Origin of the sequence: Halomonas sp. MS1, from assembly GCF_024182575.1 — a bacterium.
Lineage (GTDB): Bacteria > Pseudomonadota > Gammaproteobacteria > Pseudomonadales > Halomonadaceae > Vreelandella.
In genome coordinates this window covers 15,387-31,026 of the sequence record NZ_CP098926.1, presented here as the reverse complement: position 1 = coordinate 31,026, position 15,640 = coordinate 15,387, and the positions used below count along the sequence as shown (strand labels likewise).

General features: G+C 51.0%; 18 protein-coding genes. 17 read left to right on the top strand and 1 reads right to left on the bottom strand.

Annotated elements, in window-relative coordinates; genetic code table 11:
- Window positions 1-24 precede the first annotated feature (24 nt).
- The 12 genes from hemH (at window position 25) to rloA3 (ending at window position 11,061) form a co-directional block, all read left to right on the top strand.
- A complete protein-coding gene (hemH, locus tag NF683_RS00150; protein ID WP_253920955.1) occupies window positions 25-1,104 on the top strand; it encodes a ferrochelatase in 1,080 nt (359 codons plus the stop codon).
- 215 nt (window positions 1,105-1,319) lie between these two features.
- Window positions 1,320-3,677: a putative monovalent cation/H+ antiporter subunit A gene (locus tag NF683_RS00145; protein WP_253920954.1), complete on the top strand. Its 2,358-nt coding sequence runs from the start codon at window positions 1,320-1,322 to the stop codon at window positions 3,675-3,677.
- Window positions 3,670-4,101 (top strand): Na+/H+ antiporter subunit B, encoded by a 432-nt coding sequence (locus tag NF683_RS00140; RefSeq protein WP_038476947.1) that lies wholly within the window; start codon window positions 3,670-3,672, stop codon window positions 4,099-4,101. The genes NF683_RS00145 and NF683_RS00140 overlap by 8 nt, the downstream gene beginning before the upstream one ends.
- An 18-nt stretch (window positions 4,102-4,119) precedes the next feature.
- Window positions 4,120-4,467, top strand: a complete 348-nt coding sequence (locus NF683_RS00135) for a Na+/H+ antiporter subunit C (RefSeq protein WP_193060347.1) — start codon at window positions 4,120-4,122, stop codon at window positions 4,465-4,467.
- On the top strand, window positions 4,464-6,065 hold the full coding sequence (locus NF683_RS00130) for a Na+/H+ antiporter subunit D (protein WP_089039375.1): 1,602 nt from the start codon (window positions 4,464-4,466) through the stop codon (window positions 6,063-6,065). Before NF683_RS00135 ends, NF683_RS00130 begins: the two co-directional genes overlap by 4 nt.
- Entirely contained in the window at window positions 6,062-6,535 is a 474-nt protein-coding gene (locus NF683_RS00125) for a Na+/H+ antiporter subunit E (RefSeq protein WP_089039374.1), read from the top strand. Before NF683_RS00130 ends, NF683_RS00125 begins: the two co-directional genes overlap by 4 nt.
- On the top strand, window positions 6,535-6,804 hold the full coding sequence (locus tag NF683_RS00120) for a monovalent cation/H+ antiporter complex subunit F (protein ID WP_089039373.1): 270 nt from the start codon (window positions 6,535-6,537) through the stop codon (window positions 6,802-6,804). The genes NF683_RS00125 and NF683_RS00120 overlap by 1 nt, the downstream gene beginning before the upstream one ends.
- Window positions 6,797-7,201 (top strand): monovalent cation/H(+) antiporter subunit G, encoded by a 405-nt coding sequence (gene mnhG / locus NF683_RS00115; RefSeq protein ID WP_038476932.1) that lies wholly within the window; start codon window positions 6,797-6,799, stop codon window positions 7,199-7,201. Before NF683_RS00120 ends, mnhG begins: the two co-directional genes overlap by 8 nt.
- 265 nt (window positions 7,202-7,466) lie before the next feature.
- Window positions 7,467-7,643, top strand: coding sequence for a DUF2256 domain-containing protein (locus tag NF683_RS00110; protein ID WP_193060343.1), 177 nt, complete (start codon window positions 7,467-7,469; stop codon window positions 7,641-7,643).
- Complete coding sequence (locus tag NF683_RS00105) at window positions 7,627-9,048, top strand: DASH family cryptochrome (protein ID WP_253920953.1); 1,422 nt, start codon at window positions 7,627-7,629, stop codon at window positions 9,046-9,048. The genes NF683_RS00110 and NF683_RS00105 overlap by 17 nt, the downstream gene beginning before the upstream one ends.
- Before the next feature lie 125 nt (window positions 9,049-9,173).
- Window positions 9,174-10,430, top strand: a complete 1,257-nt coding sequence (locus tag NF683_RS00100; protein ID WP_253920952.1) for a lytic murein transglycosylase — start codon at window positions 9,174-9,176, stop codon at window positions 10,428-10,430.
- A gap of 76 nt (window positions 10,431-10,506) precedes the next feature.
- Window positions 10,507-11,061, top strand: coding sequence for a retropepsin-like aspartic peptidase RloA3 (rloA3, locus tag NF683_RS00095; RefSeq protein WP_253920951.1), 555 nt, complete (start codon window positions 10,507-10,509; stop codon window positions 11,059-11,061).
- Between the two features lie 54 nt (window positions 11,062-11,115).
- On the opposite strand, the gene NF683_RS00090 is transcribed toward rloA3, so the two are convergent.
- Window positions 11,116-11,826, bottom strand: a complete 711-nt coding sequence (locus tag NF683_RS00090; RefSeq protein WP_253920950.1) for a 16S rRNA (uracil(1498)-N(3))-methyltransferase — start codon at window positions 11,824-11,826, stop codon at window positions 11,116-11,118.
- Between the two features lie 134 nt (window positions 11,827-11,960).
- Here NF683_RS00090 and phaR point away from each other — a divergent pair, with 134 nt between their 5' ends.
- The 5 genes from phaR to NF683_RS00065 all read left to right on the top strand — a co-directional run bounded on the left by phaR (window position 11,961) and on the right by NF683_RS00065 (window position 15,595).
- The gene (phaR, locus tag NF683_RS00085) at window positions 11,961-12,425 is read left to right on the top strand and encodes a polyhydroxyalkanoate synthesis repressor PhaR (protein ID WP_038476915.1); all 465 of its coding nucleotides are present in this window, start codon (window positions 11,961-11,963) and stop codon (window positions 12,423-12,425) included.
- A 96-nt stretch (window positions 12,426-12,521) separates the two neighbouring features.
- Window positions 12,522-13,808, top strand: a complete 1,287-nt coding sequence (gene purD / locus NF683_RS00080; RefSeq protein WP_089039368.1) for a phosphoribosylamine--glycine ligase — start codon at window positions 12,522-12,524, stop codon at window positions 13,806-13,808.
- Between the two features lie 52 nt (window positions 13,809-13,860).
- A complete protein-coding gene (locus NF683_RS00075; RefSeq protein ID WP_089039367.1) occupies window positions 13,861-14,313 on the top strand; it encodes an acyl-CoA thioesterase in 453 nt (150 codons plus the stop codon).
- Window positions 14,313-15,185 carry a phosphoribulokinase gene (locus tag NF683_RS00070; protein WP_038476906.1) on the top strand — a complete coding sequence of 291 codons (873 nt, stop codon included), beginning with the start codon at window positions 14,313-14,315 and terminating at the stop codon, window positions 15,183-15,185. Before NF683_RS00075 ends, NF683_RS00070 begins: the two co-directional genes overlap by 1 nt.
- A 68-nt stretch (window positions 15,186-15,253) precedes the next feature.
- Complete coding sequence (locus tag NF683_RS00065; RefSeq protein WP_089039366.1) at window positions 15,254-15,595, top strand: histidine triad nucleotide-binding protein; 342 nt, start codon at window positions 15,254-15,256, stop codon at window positions 15,593-15,595.
- Window positions 15,596-15,640: the final 45 nt, after the last annotated feature.

Genomic DNA, 15,640 nt, shown 5'->3' with positions numbered 1-15,640 from the left:
TAAAACATCTGAGGAGTTAGCGACATGGTCGATAGCGTTGTAAAAGATCAGCCGGGCGAAGGGCGCTTGGTCCATGCGCCAAGTGACCATCCTGCCGTTCCCCCTGCAAAAGTCGGCGTGGTGTTGGCTAACTTGGGCACCCCGGACGCAACCGACTATTGGTCTATGCGGCGCTACCTTAGCGAGTTTTTGTCCGATAAGCGTGTTGTTGATTACGCTAATTGGAAGTGGCAGCCGCTTTTACAACTAATTATTTTGACCAAGCGTCCATTTTCTTCTGGTAACGCTTATAAAAGTATTTGGAACAACGAGAAGAACGAGAGCCCGTTGTTGACCACGACGCGTGCCCAAACTGAAAAAATGGCTGCACGTTTGAAAGCGCTCTACGGCGATAGCATCGAAGTTGATTTCTGTATGCGCTACGGCAATCCGTCAACGGAAAGTGTCCTTAAGCGCATGAAAGAGAAGGGCTGTGAGCGGATCGTTTTCTTCCCGCTTTATCCCCAGTACGGCTCGCCTACGACTGCGACGGCAAATGATCAGGCATTCCGTACGCTGATGAAAATGAAGTGGCAGCCCTATATTCGTACGGTGCCCGCTTATTTTGAGCATCCTGCTTATATTCAGGCGCTGGCGAATTCAGTTCAGGAAGCTTACGACGGTTTTGAAACGCGTCCGACGAAACTGGTAGCAAGCTACCACGGTGTCCCCGAACGTTATCTATTAGAAGGTGACCCCTACCATTGTCAGTGTCAGAAAACGACGCGTTTGATGCGTGAAAAACTAGGGCTGAACAAAGAGGAAGTAGATACCGCCTTTCAGTCGCAGTTTGGCCCAGAAAAGTGGGTTGGCCCGCAAACCGTCGATCATGTGGCTGAACTTGCCAAGCAAGGGCACAAGCATATTGCGATTATGTCGCCTGCCTTCTCTGCTGATTGTGTGGAAACGCTGGAAGAGATTAAAGAAGAGATCCACGATAGCTTTATGGGCGCAGGAGGGGAGACGTTTAGTTATATTCCTTGCCTGAATGATCGAGACGATCACATTGATGCCCTGCTAGCGGTTGTTAACAACGAGTTGGCGGGGTGGCTGTCCGCTTCTTAATAGTGCGTTTTGTCAAAAGCCGCCAAAGTGAACTGCACCCCAAAAGTGCTCAACTAAGGCGGCTTTTTTTATGGGTGACTAGTTTTATAGAAACGTAATCAACCTTGGTATAAGGTTTGTGCATTAATAATCACATTTATTCAACGCTTAGAGCCGTTTGGTCTTGCTACTGCCTTGGGGTTAACTGACACGTTCTTATAGGGAGAAACCACCGGATGCAATTCGCTGTATTAATGGGCTTTGTGCTGGCAGCGTCGTCGCCTTTGCTCAACCGCTGGTTTGGAGAACGGACGAGCCTCGTACTGGCGCTGTTTCCTGCCTTGATGACTGTCTGGCTGTTCAGTCAGGCACCCGTTGTAATGAGTGAAGGGCCATTACTGTTGGAGTGGTCTTGGGTGCCATCATTAGGCATCAGCTTGAGTTTTCTGCTTGATGGACTGTCACTTTTATTCGGGCTGCTGATTACCGTTATCGGCACTTTCGTATTGATCTATGCCGGTGGTTATCTCAAAGGCCATACGGATATTGCACGCTTTCATTTAGCACTTGTTGCGTTTATGGCCTCTATGTTGGGGTTGGTGCTTGCCGATGGATTGCTTACGCTTTTCGTATTCTGGGAACTAACCAGCATCACCTCTTATTTGCTGATTGGCTTTAACCATACCGATATTGAGGCAAGAAAATCCGCACGTCAGGGGCTGTTTGTAACGGTTGCCGGTGGTTTGGCGCTGATGGCAGGTCTGGTGCTGTTAGGGGGGGCAAGCGGAAGCTGGTCGTTTTATGAGATTGGCCAAATGGAAAGCGATCTGCGTGAACATTCGCTTTATACCCCTATGCTCATTTGCTTGCTGCTGGGGGCATTCACAAAATCAGCCCAGTTTCCGTTTCATTTTTGGTTACCCAATGCCATGGCTGCGCCAACGCCGGTGTCGGCATACCTCCACTCGGCCACCATGGTCAAAGCGGGTATTTACTTGCTGGCGCGCTTACACCCTGAGTTGGGTGGCACAGCGCTCTGGGTCGGAATACTGTCGGTCGTCGGTGCGATGACTATGCTGTCAGGTGCCTTCTTAGCGATTCATCACACCAATATTAAAAAGCTACTGGCTTATTCCACTATTATGGCGCTGGGCACGCTAACTATGTTGCTGGGCATTGGTTCTGAGTACGCCATGACGGCATTTGTAACGTTCTTGCTTGCCCACTCAATGTACAAAGGGGCACTGTTTATGGTCGCCGGTATTCTGGACCATGAGACCGGCACCAAAGATGTCACCGCAATGGGCGGCTTGAGATCTGCCATGCCAATCACTGCGGTGATTGCTTTTGTCGCGGCACTGTCGTTGGCAGGCGTGCCACCGCTATTTGGTTTCATTGGTAAAGAGCTAATGCTAGAGGCAGCGCTGGGGGCGGAGCGCTTCAATGTGTTGCTAGTCCTGTTTGCGTTCCTGGCCGCTATTTTGACGATTGCAGTGGCTGCCATTATCGCCTTCCGCCCCTTCTATGGTCGGCAAATTGAAACGCCCAAAACACCCCATGAAGCGCCTTTTAGTATGTTAGTTGGGCCCGCTGTATTGGCGCTTGGTTCACTTGTATTAGGGCTTTCACCAGCCATGCTTGGTGCTGATGCGCTGCTTACATCAGCGGCGACAGCGGTGGTAGGTGAGCCGCTGCAAGTGTCATTATCGCTTTGGTATGGCATCAATATGGCGCTGATCATGTCGATTGCCAGTCTTGGGCTAGGCTTTTTACTGTTCATGCGCTGGGATGGTGTGCGGTGTAAGTTAGCGATGTTGGCACCGATAATGCGGCATGGCCCCGAAGCGGGCTATGACGGTGTAATGAGCGGTATTTTACGCTTTTCTGAGTGGCAAACACGCCTGCTGCAAAACGGTTATATGCGCAATTATATTCTCGTTATGTTGATAGTGCTGATTGCTTTGATTGGTAACTCAATACTTGTGCGCCATGCACCTCAACTGGTACTGGCGCTAGACGTGCGCTTCCATGAGGTAATTGTCGCTAGCACCATGGTGATGGGGGCTTTGTTTGCCACTATTTCTCGTTCACGTCTTGGTGCTGTGGTATCGGTCGGCATCATGGGGTTCTCGATTGCGCTGATTTTTATTCTCTTTAGTGCACCTGACTTAGGCATTACCCAACTGTTGGTTGAGACCATGACCGTTATCTTGTTGGTCTTAGTGCTCTTCCGCTTGCCGCGCTTTTCAAACCTTTCCACAACCTTGGAACGTATTCGTGACGGCGCAGTGGCCGCAATGATGGGAATATTGATTTTTCTACTGATTATGACCGCTTGGAGTATTAATCAGTTTGAGCCTATTTCAATGTATATGGTAGAGAACAGTGCGCCCCTGGCTTATGGTCGCAACATCGTTAACGTCATTTTGGTGGACTATCGGGCACTCGATACGCTAGGCGAAATGTTTGTGCTTGCACTTGCTGCTATAGGGGTTATCGCCATGCTTAAACTGCGCCACGACGACAATGAAAGCAAATTAGCAGAAGGCGAAAACGGCGAAAAAGCCAGTGTTAAGGAGCCGTACGATGGTTAAATCCGGCACCATTATTCTCAACACTGCGGCGCGGTTTTTGATGCCGCTACAACTGATGTTTTCAATTTTCCTATTGCTGCGTGGGCACGATGAACCCGGTGGTGGATTTATTGCTGGGCTAGTAGCAGCAGGGGCTTTTACTCTCTATCTGTTTGCCTTTGGCGTCAGTGCCACCAAAGAGGTGCTGCGTATGGTCGACCCCCGTGACTTAATTGGGGCTGGGCTATTGCTGGGGATGATTTCGGTGGTGCCTGCTTGGTTCATGGGTCAGCCGTTTTTAACCGCTCAGTGGTGGACTATCCCCGTGATCGATTTTAAAGCATCGACACCACTCATTTTCGATGTAGGGGTGTACTTTGCCGTTCTTGGCTCGGTGATGGGCATGGTGATGGCGCTGATGGAGGTGGATAAGGATGAACCCTAATGCATCAGGAGGCCCCGTATGGAACCGCTAATGGCACTAGCAATTGGGCTACTCTACGCCGCCGCAATCTTTATGATGTTACGTCGCTCTATTGTGAAATTGGTGATTGGTCTACTGCTGCTGTCGAACGCTGCTAATTTGCTGATCTTCACTACTGCAGGCATGACGCGCGGCGCCCCACCATTAATACCGGAAGGCATGTTACAGCCGTTAGCTGAAGTAGCCGACCCGCTGCCTCAAGCTGTTGTATTGACGGCTATTGTCATTGCATTTGGGGTGCTGGCATTTGCTGTTGTGTTAATTCGCCGTGCCTACGAAATTGTAAAAGCAGATGATCTGGACAAAATGAAGGATACCGACACGTGAGGCCTGAAGTTGCACTGCCCGTCCTATTGCCACTGCTTTCTGGCGCACTTTCATTACTTTTTTGGCGCTCTCGACCCGTTCAACGTTTCATTGCGGTAGCAGGTAATGTCGCGCTGCTGCTGGTGAGTGTATGGCTGTTTGTCGCCGTGTTAGCTGATGGCTACATCACTATGCAGATGGGCAGTTGGCCAGCTCCGTTTGGGATTACGCTCATTGCCGATATGTTGAGTGCCGTTATGATTTTAATGACGGGCATTATTGGTTTGGCAATGGGGATTTATTCGCTGGCCACCACAGGGCGGGGGCATGAAAAATTTGGCTATTACCCGCTGATGCATTTGTTGTTAGCAGGTGTGGCAGGGGCCTTTTTAACCGGTGATATCTTCAATTTGTATGTTTGGTTTGAGGTTATGCTGGTGGCGTCGTTTGCGCTGTTGATTCTGGGCGGTGAACGGGCGCAGATGGAAGGCGCAATTAAATACGTCACGTTGAACCTGTTGGCTTCGGTGATTTTTTTAACGGCTGTGGGGCTACTGTATGGCACGGTAGGCACGCTAAACATGGCCGACATTGCGCTGCGTATGGACGAGGCCGAGCACAGCGGAATGGTCGAAGTGCTTGCCGTTATGTTTATGGTAGCTTTTGGTATTAAAGCAGCCGCTTTTCCGCTCTTTTTCTGGCTGCCTGCTTCTTATCACACGCCGCCAGTAGCGGTATCGGCGTTGTTTGCTGGTCTGCTGACAAAGGTGGGGGTGTATTCGTTGTTCCGCGTGTTCACGCTTATTTTTGACCAAACGATGGGGTATCTGCAGGACATTATGCTTTGGGGCGCTGTGTTGACGATGGTGACTGGCGTGCTTGGCGCTGCCGCTCAGTATGAGTTCCGGCGGATCCTCTCATTTCACATTGTGAGCCAGATTGGCTACATGATCCTTGGTTTGGCGCTGTATACACCGCTGGCGATTGCAGGCGGTGTGTTTGCTATCGTGCACAACATTATTGTTAAAACGAACCTGTTCCTAATCAGCGGTATTACCCACCGTTTGCAAGGCACTTATCAGCTTAAGAAGATGGGAGGACTTTACCGAGAACGCCCTTGGTTAGCCGTGGCGTTTTTTATCTCAGCGTTTTCGCTGGCGGGCATTCCGCCGCTATCGGGATTCTTTGCCAAGTTTGTGCTGGTTCGTGCTGGCCTGGAGGCGGAGGCGTATGTAGCAACAGGTTTTGCGTTGGCAGTAGGGCTCATGACACTTTATTCCATGGTGAAAATTTGGAATGACGTGTTTTGGAAAGCGTTGCCAGAAGAAAATAAAGTGCCCGCCTCACAAACCTCCGTCGGTGATGATGGTCGATTACTAAAACCAAGCCTGTGGATGATGTATACGCCCGTCGCTGTGCTGGCCATGATGTCGTTGTTAATTGGTGTTTTCGCAGAAGCCATCATGCAGGTGATGATGCTTATTGGTGATCAGCTAATGTCCCCATCAGGCTACATTGAAGCTGTGCTGGGCGTCTCTGCTAGTGCTGAAGATGCGCTGCTTGACCGGGGTGAGTTGCAGGCGGAGCAAATAGGTGACCGTGCGGAGGACGCCCCATGACTGGTGCGATTTGGAACCTTCTGCTCGGGCTAGCCTGGGTGCTATTAAGTGGCGATTTTTCCGGGCTTAATCTGCTAGTTGGGATGATCTTTGGCTATATTGCGTTGCTGTTAATTGAGCCTCAAGTCGATGCACTGAAAGGCTACCCCGCTCGTGTGCCACGAATTGTTGGTTTTATTGGTTTTTTTATTAAGGAGTTGGTGCGGGCAAACCTGCGCGTCGCCTTCGATATAGTGACCCCTCCCTGGCACATGAAGCCCGGCGTAATTGCGCTACCTCTTTCTGCACGCACGGAAATGGAAATTACGATCGTCGCTAATCTGATTTCGCTGACGCCGGGCACATTGAGCCTTGATGTCTCTGACGATCGGAAAGTGCTCTATATTCACGCGATGTTTTTGGATAATGAAGAAGAGCTTCGAAATAACTTAAAAGAGATGGAGCACCGTGCATTGGAGCTATTTCGTTAATGGATACCGTTATTCTGATAAGCCAGATAATTATGGCGCTGGCGCTTGTACTGACCTTCGTACGTGTCGTTCGTGGCCCTAGCTTACCTGATCGTGTTGTTGCGCTTGAATTGTTTTCCACTACCGTGGTGGGGCTGGTGGGTGTTTATGCTATTCAGTCGGGGGTAGCGAGTTTTCTAGATGCGGCAATCGTGATCGCTCTGATGGGCTTTTTAGCCGCGATTGGGTTTGCGCGCTATCTGGAACGAGGGGGGCCGCGAGATGATTGAATTTATCAAAGGCGCGCTGTTGATAACGGGGTCAAGCTTTATGTTGCTGGCGGCCATCGGTTTGTTGCGGCTACCGGATCTGCTGACTCGCATGCACGCAACCACTAAGGCTGCAGCGCTTGGTGTTATTTTAATCATGCTTGCCTCGGCCATGCACTTTGCTGAAGTTGGGGTGGTTGCGCGCTCGTTCGCGATTATTGTGTTTATTTTAATAACGGCACCGATTGCTGCCCATGTGATTGGTAGGGCGGGTTACTTTGTTGGTTCGCGCCTCTGGAGTGGTACTGTTAAGGATGAACTGAGACCCAATTATGACCCGCTTACTCATGAGCTTAAAAGTGGCCTAGAAACCCATGAAAATGCCAAACGGCATCCCCGCGCCACAGACCCGGACTGACGGCAATTTGCTAACTTTCCCCATGCTGACACGTCTGCTCGAAAAGCCATCCACACGGATGGCTTTTTTATTTGCAGCGCTTTGGGGAAAAGCTATCGAGATAAGCGTGAAAAAAATCGGCTAAACAGTAGGGAAGGAGGCTCAGGGGAAAGCATGACGTTGAAAACACGCGTGCCTATTTGTGTACAATAGTTATACTGTGAAGGATTGTATGTCTATGTTTTTGACGCGTGGCGTGTAAATGTTAGCTAGCGAGATGGAGTCTATGCAACGTAAGCAGGATTTACCGCAAAAAGACTGTGTTCAATGTCAGCGTCCTTTTACTTGGCGGAAAAAGTGGGCGCGCTGCTGGGATGAAGTGCGCCATTGCAGTGAACGCTGCCGTCGCGAAGCCAAGCAGTCCAACGCACCAAGGAGGCAAATGCATGAGCAGCACGACTGATATTGTATGGCTTCAGGATAATTTGCGGATAGCTGATAATCCCTTGTTGCATTTTGATTCCCCTCCTGAACAGTTGCTTTGTCTCTATGTGCTAGACCAGCGATGGTTTGAAAGTTCGATTACGGGTGATGCTTCTCCTAGGCTGGGGCCCGCTCGGCTACGCTTTTTATGGCAAAGTTTGATGGAGCTACGAGGCGAACTGCTGCAGCGTGGCAGTGATTTGCTAGTTCGCATCGGTGATCCTGCCAGTATCGTGCTAGACACTGCTGCCATGCTTGGTGCAAGAGAAGTGCGTGTGGCAGCGCATTCTGGGTATGAAGAGTCACAGTATATTGCGCGGGTCGCTGACCAGCTCCCATCGGCCTGTCAGTTATGTTGTGCTGATAGCGGTTATTTAATTGCCGAAGACGAGCTTCCCTTTGCATTGAATGAGTTGCCGCCCAGCTTTTCGGCATTTCGGCGACGTGTTGAAAAGCATTGTACGTTTTTAGCGCCCCTGCCAGCGCCAGTGACACTGCCACCCTGGCCAGAATCTGCTCCCCGAGGATTTCCCCCCCTTAAAGTAGTATGCAAAGAGAGTGCCGGCTGGCAGCCCGATAAGCGGCAGGGCTTTGTGTTTGTTGGCGGGGAGGCGGCGGCAAACGATCGTTTTCAGCAGTATCTATGGCGGCAAAACGGCGCGGAATCTTATAAGACAACCCGTAATGGTTTGCTGGGCGCCAATTTTTCCACACGTTTTTCTCCTTGGCTGGCGCGTGGCTGCTTATCTGCGCGCCAAGTGTGTCAAGAAGTAAAAAACTGGGAGGCCATTCATGGGAGCTGCGAATCAAGTTATTGGATAATTTTCGAATTAATGTGGCGAGATTACTTCCATCGAGCGGCTCAGGTGGACGGTGCGGCATTATTTGGTTATGAAGAGTTACCGCCCGCTAACAGTGCATTTGATGCGTGGCGCAACGCGACAACCGGCGTGCCGTTTATAGATGCTGCCATGCTAGAACTGAAGGTTAGCGGGTGGATATCTAACCGAGCGCGTCAAAATGTCGCCAGTTTCCTAGTGAAAGATCTCAACGTCGATTGGCGCCTTGGTGCATCGTGGTTTGAGCACTGCCTGATTGATTACGATGTGGCGAGTAACTGGGGCAACTGGCGTTATATTGCCGGTATTGGTCGTGATCCCCGTCAAGACCGTTACTTTAATGTACTGAAACAAGCAGGGCATTATGATCCAAACGGGCTTTACGTTGCCTATTGGCTGCCTGAGCTGGCGTCGCTGCCGTTAGGAATGGAGCGCCACCAACCCTGGCGGGTAGCGCCTGCTAAGTTTGATGCACCATGCGTAGAGCCAGCCGAGTGGCAGCGTTGGCTAGTGGCTACAACGGAACTTCAAGAAACGGATGAGTAATGTTCTTCCTGGAAATAGACGATGGTGCCCGAAAGATAGGCTATGCAATGTGACTAGGGCTAGCATCTACGCTGTTTCTGAGCCATTATCGGAATCACGCCAAGGATTGCCAAGAGATTAATGCTATGTCTTTGAAAGTTAAAGGTCCACTGAGTATTCGCCCCGCCTTGTATTTATCGTTTGCACTAGCAGCATGCAGTGGAGCATTAAGTACTAATGCAGTCGCTAATCAGCAATTGATGAGCGAAGTGGATGCACAAGCGGCAGAACAAGTTAGCTATGCCAACTTTAATCAGTGGTTGGCTGATTTTCGTCGCTATGCTGCTCAGCAGGGCATCAGTGAGTCTACTCTTGCCTCCGCTTTTGATGGGCTTCGCTATCGTGAACGAGTCATTGAGCTCGATCAGTATCAGCCAGAGTTTGTTCGTCCCATTTGGCAATACCTAGATACAGCGGTTTCCAGCACACGGATTAATAATGGTTTAGAGAAGCTTGCGGCTAACCGCGATACCGCGCAACAAATGCAGCAACGTTATGGGGTTCCTGCGGAAATCATCGTGGCTATTTGGGGTATCGAAAGTAACTACGGCAGCAATTTTGGTGATTTCTCGACACTTGAGTCATTGGCAACACTTGCTTACGACGGCCGTCGGCGTGATTTTGCACGCAGCGAACTGTTAGCCGCGTTACGTATTATCGACCAAGGCGATATTGCCGCCGAGCAAATGAAAGGCTCCTGGGCGGGTGCCATGGGACATACCCAGTTTATACCCAGCAGTTTTGAAGCATACGCAGTGGATGGCGATAATGACGGTCGTCGAGACATATGGGGCAGTATTCCTGATGTCATGGCTTCTACGGCTAACTATCTTGCCAGGGCAGGTTGGCAGGCCGGCCAGCCCTGGGGAGCCGAGGTGAGCTTGCCTGGCTCCTTCGATTACTCACAAACGCAACGTCGTAGCAGTGCTGAGTGGGCGGCACAAGGCGTTCGCTCATTGAGTGGTGAGCTGCCCTCATTCGATAGCGCTGCGGTTATTGTGCCAGCAGGAGCAAACGGCCCTGCCTTTTTGGTAGGGCCTAATTTTCGGGCAATTTTGCGCTATAACAACGCAACTAGTTATGCGCTAGCCGTGTCTACCTTGGCGGATGCTATTGCTGGGCGTGACGGAATTGCCCAGTCCTGGCCCAGAGATCAGGCGCCGTTGACACGTGATGATGTGCGTACTCTACAGCAACGCCTAAATAATGCTGGATATTCAGTGGGTACTGCGGACGGCATCATGGGGCCTAATACGCGCGAGGGCCTACGTGCTTTTCAGCGTGACCAAGGGCTCACGCCCGATGGCTTTGCCACCCAGGCGTTGTTAGAACGGCTGCGTTAATGTTGCGTTTCGATGAGTCTCTTTAGCGAGTCAAATGTCTCATGCTAGGTAAACTTCTCACCAAGGACGAAAGGTAATGAGGAAAACTTTTGTAGGTGTGCTGGCTACCGGTGTAATGGTCAGTGCGTTGTCAGTGAGCACAGCTATCCAGGCAGAGGATAAAGTATTTGGTTGGGTTGAAAATGCATCCATTGAACCGTGGGGTATCGCTGTAAAAGCGAAGCTAGATAGCGGTGCGCTGACCTCATCATTAGACGCGCGTGATATTGAGATGTTCGAGAAAGACGGTGAGGAGTGGGTTCGCTTCCGCCTGAAGCTCGAGGATCAGGAAAATGGTGAAACGTTTAGCGATCAGATTGAGCGCCCCCTCTATCGAGAGTTGGCGGTGCGTGGCGCAGGTGGTCGTGATGAACGTCCAGTGGTGCTGATGGATGTTTGCATGGGCAACACGGTGTATGAAGAGCAGTTTAGTCTGCGAGATCGTGAAGAGATGATTTATCCGCTGCTCTTGGGGCGTCGCACAATTAGCCACTTAGGATTATTAGATGTGCGCAGTACCTTTCTCCAAGACCCTGGATGTGGGGAAAATGCAGCTTATGTTCCCCACGATCCAGCCGATGAACAGTCCTAAATACGCTGTTAAGCATAACGCTCGAGTCACCCAGCTTGCTGGCGTAATCGGTGATTAAAAAAGTCGCGATAATAGTGCGGTGACGGCAGTTTCTACTCGTAAGATGCGAGGGCCTAGGTGCATGCCCTCGCAGCCTGCCTCAAGTAGTTTTTCAACTTCCCAAGGTATAAAGCCGCCTTCTGGTCCAACGAGAAGCAGTACGTTTCCTTCTATATTTCGCGGGCAGGCATTCGGCATGCCAGGGTGTGCCACTAGCCCGCGTCGTTCTTTTAGCAGCTCAGGCAGTTGTTGTTCTAAAAAGGGCCGAAAGCCTTTGCACAGCGTCACATCAGGCAGTTGTGTGTCTCGCGCTTGTTCCAGGCCTAGCACTAAGTGGTGATGAATTTTTTCTGCACGGAGTTCTGGGGACTGCCAGTAGCTTTTTTCCACCCGCTTGGTGTGAAGCAGTGTAATATTTTTTACACCAAGAGCCGTGACATGCTCTAAGGTACGTGCCAGCATTCTGGGGCGAGGAAGCGCCAATACTAAGTGTACTGGCAAGGGCGGAGGGGGGAGCTCATCGAGATTTTCCAGTGTGAAGGTTGCCTGGGTCTCGTGTAGTTCAGTTAGCTGCGCTTTCCCCATCTTGCCGCCCTGTAGACCGACTGTGTAGTAGTCCCCTACACAAGCGCGGTGCACCTCGCGTAAATGGGTGATACGTCGTGTGTCAGTAAGGTAAGCATAAGCTCCCTTCACTTCGCTCGGATCAAGCAGAATAAGATTCATGATTGTCGTCTATTGGTCATAAGGAAGACATGCCTAACGGTACTAATCCGTTAAGCTGGCTTGCATAGGCGCATGTTGCAGGCACAATAGCAGCAACGGCGACAAAGCCTCTACCGCGTTTAAGGAGATGCGCTGTGCGCGTAATTCGCAAATATGCCAACCGTAGGTTGTACGATACTCAACAAAGTCGTTACGTGACGCTTGAGGATCTGCGGCGTTTGATTATTGAAGAAGAACCCTTCCGCGTCGAGGATGCAAAAAGCGGTGAAGACCTGACGCGGACCATTTTGCTGTCGATCATTATCGAGCAAGAGCAGGCTGATAGTGAAGCCGAAGTTTTCTCAAATGACCTGCTGGCTCAGTTGATCCGTGTGTACGATATGTCATCGCCTTTACCGCTAGCACGTTATTTAGAGCAGGGCACCCAGCTCATGCTGGAACAGCAAAAGCGCATGCAAAGCCAGTGGCAACAAGCGATACGCCACTCGCCTATGGAGTTCATGCGTGAGCTGGCCGAAGAAAATATGCGTTTTTGGCAAAAAACGCTTAATCAGCCTAATCAAACAGACGATGACGATACGCCGGATAAAAGCTCCTGACGCCGCTGGTTGAGTCGTTGTGGCATAATATGCCGATTAACTTAGTTACGCTTTCAGCTAATCTCAGCTAGGCACTCCCGTTTGAGAAGGATGATGATGAACGTTTTAATGATAGGTGGCGGTGGTCGCGAGCATGCATTGGCGTGGAAACTAGCGCAGTCTAGTGACGTTGAGCAGGTGTTTGTAGCGCCAGGTAATGCAGGTACTGCCACTGAGCCTAAATTGACCAACGTAGCTATTGAAGCAACAGATTTAGACGCGTTGGTGGCGTTTGCCCAGCGCGAGCAGGTAGCGCTAACAGTAGTAGGGCCAGAAGCGCCGTTAGTTGAAGGGGTGGTTGATCGCTTTCAGGCGGCTGGCCTGACAATTTTTGGGCCTTCACAACGCGCCGCACAGTTGGAAGGCTCTAAGTCGTTTACCAAAGACTTTCTGGCACGCCACCAAATTCCTTCTGCCGCGTATCAAACCTTCACAGCGGTAGAGCCAGCCTTGGCTTACTTAGCTGAGATGGGCGCGCCTATTGTCATCAAAGCTGACGGCTTGGCGGCGGGTAAGGGTGTCATTGTAGCGATGAGTGAAGCCGAAGCTGAAGCGGCTATTCGCGATATGTTAGAGGCGAATGCATTTGGCGATGCGGGTGCGCGCGTTGTTATCGAAGAATTTCTGGAAGGCGAAGAAGCCAGCTTTATCGTCATGGTTGATGGTGAGAATGTGGTGCCGATGGCCACTAGCCAAGACCATAAGCGTGCCTATGACGGCGATACTGGCCCCAATACGGGCGGCATGGGAGCTTACTCTCCGGCGCCGGTGGTAACCCCAGAAATCGACGAGCGCATCATGGAGCAGGTTATACTTCCCACCGTGCGGGGCATGGCGGAAGAAGGAAATGCATATACCGGCTTTTTATATGCAGGCCTAATGATTGATGCTGAAGGCAACCCAAAAGTAATCGAATATAACTGCCGTTTTGGTGACCCCGAAACTCAGCCAATCATGATGCGATTAACGTCAGATTTGGCCGCGCTTTGCTTGGCTGGCGCTAAGGGTGAGCTTGCCGATAAGCAGTGTGAGTGGGACTCCCGCGCAGCCGTGGGTGTTGTGATTGCGGCAGGTGGCTATCCCGGCAGTTACCGCAAAGGCGATGTCATTCATGGCTTGGAGCAGGCAGGTCAGGCGCAGTGCAAAGTATTCCATGCAGGCACTACTCAGGCTGCTGACGGCAGTATCGTAACCGCAGGCGGGCGAGTGCTATGCGTAACCGCGCTAGGCAACACAGTATCTGCTGCTCAACAGCAAGCATACCAGGGGGTTAAAGCGATTCACTGGGAGGGTGCTGAATTCCGCCGTGATATCGCATTCCGTGCTATCGCCCGAGAAAAATAGCGATCAGCGATGATCTCGCCGGAGCTAAACCACCACTGACAAGGAGCTAAGCATGGAGCGTGTCACGCTAGATTTCCCCACGGCAGCGATTATTCATCGGCATCCTTTAACGGTGCGCGTAACGGATATGAATTACGGTCGCCACCTGGGGCATGACGCTTTAGTATCGCTGCTGCATGAAGCTCGTGTGCATGCGTTCGCTGCGCTAGGCTTTCCGGAGTGGGATATAAAAGGCTACCCGAGCGTTGTTGCTGACCTAGCGGTTCAGTACCAGAGCGAGGCGCGCTGGCCGGATGCTTTGGTAATTGAGACCGCTGTCCCTGAACCACAAGGCAAAGCGTTGACGGTTTATCAGCGCATTTGTCATGCAGAAACCGATAAGGTGGTGGCAACTGCTCGGGTTAACCAGCTTCTTTTAGACCTTTCTTCAGGGCGGCCTGTCAAAGTGCCTGATGACGTTGCGCAGGCGATTGCTCGCGCGACTGCTCAGGAGAGAGGTACTTAATGTCGCGGGAATATCCAATCATTGCCATCACGGGCTCTTCAGGCGCGGGTACTACCACGGTGCGTCGCAGCTTTGAGCGCATGTTCCTGCGTGAAGATGTGCATGCTGCCATGGTGGACGGCGATGCCTTTCACCGCTACACCCGCGATGATCTCCAGCGGATTTTTCGTGACGAGCCCGAACGCAAAGATGAGCTTTCTCACTTTGCTGTAGAAGCTAATCTGCTTGATCGACTTGAAGGGCTTTTTGTTGAGTACGGTGAGCATGGAGCGGGTACGTTCCGTCACTACATTCATGCAGAAGATAAGCAAAAAATTGAGGCAGGTTATCGAGTAGGGACGTTCACTGAGTGGCAGTCACTGCCTTGTGGTACTGATCTGCTCTTTTACGAAGGGCTGCATGGCGGCTTGGTGACCCAAGAGTATGATATTGCTCGTCACGTAGATTTGCTAGTGGGCGTTGCGCCGACCATGAATCTTGAGTGGATTCAAAAAATTGATCGTGATACCAAGCTGCGCGGTTATTCCCAGGAAGCGGTCATCGATACCATATTAGGGCGCATGGATGATTACGTGCGCTACATTCAGCCGCAGTTCTCGCGTACCCATATTAATTTCCAGCGTGTGCCCACTGTCGATACGTCGAACCCCTTTGAGGTTCAGGATATTCCGACCGATGCAGAATCGTTTGTGGTGATTCGCTTTAGAGATCCCTCAACGGTGGATTTTCCATGGCTATTGGCGATGATAAAAGATTCATTTATGACACGTCCGCACACGTTAGTGGTGCCTGGAGCGCGAATGTCGTTAGCGATGGAGCTGATCCTAGCGCCGCTAGTTCGCCATTTGTTGTCTCAGCGCCGTTTTCGCTAGGCCGTTTTTGCTAGTCCGTTTTGGCTAGTAAGCACGTTTTCGCCACTTACAAAAATGAAGGAGGCCGTATGGATTGCCTGTTTTGCAAAATAATAAACCGCGAAATTCCCGCAGATATTGTGTTTGAAGATGAGCATGTATTGGCGTTTAACGACATTAATCCTCAGGCGCCAACGCATCAACTGATTATTCCTAAGAAGCATATTGCTACGCTTAACGATATTGATCCTGAAGACCTAGCCCTGGTTGGGCGTTTGCAGCATACTGCCGCACAGCTGGCCAAGCAGCAAGGCTTCGCGGAAGATGGTTATCGTGTGGTGATGAATTGTAATGAAATGGGTGGTCAGACGGTTTATCACATTCATATGCATTTATTGGGAGGTCGGCAGTTTACTTGGCCGGCAGGCTGATAGCGGGTTTGTTTATTTTATAGCCCAACAAAAGCAAAAAGCCCC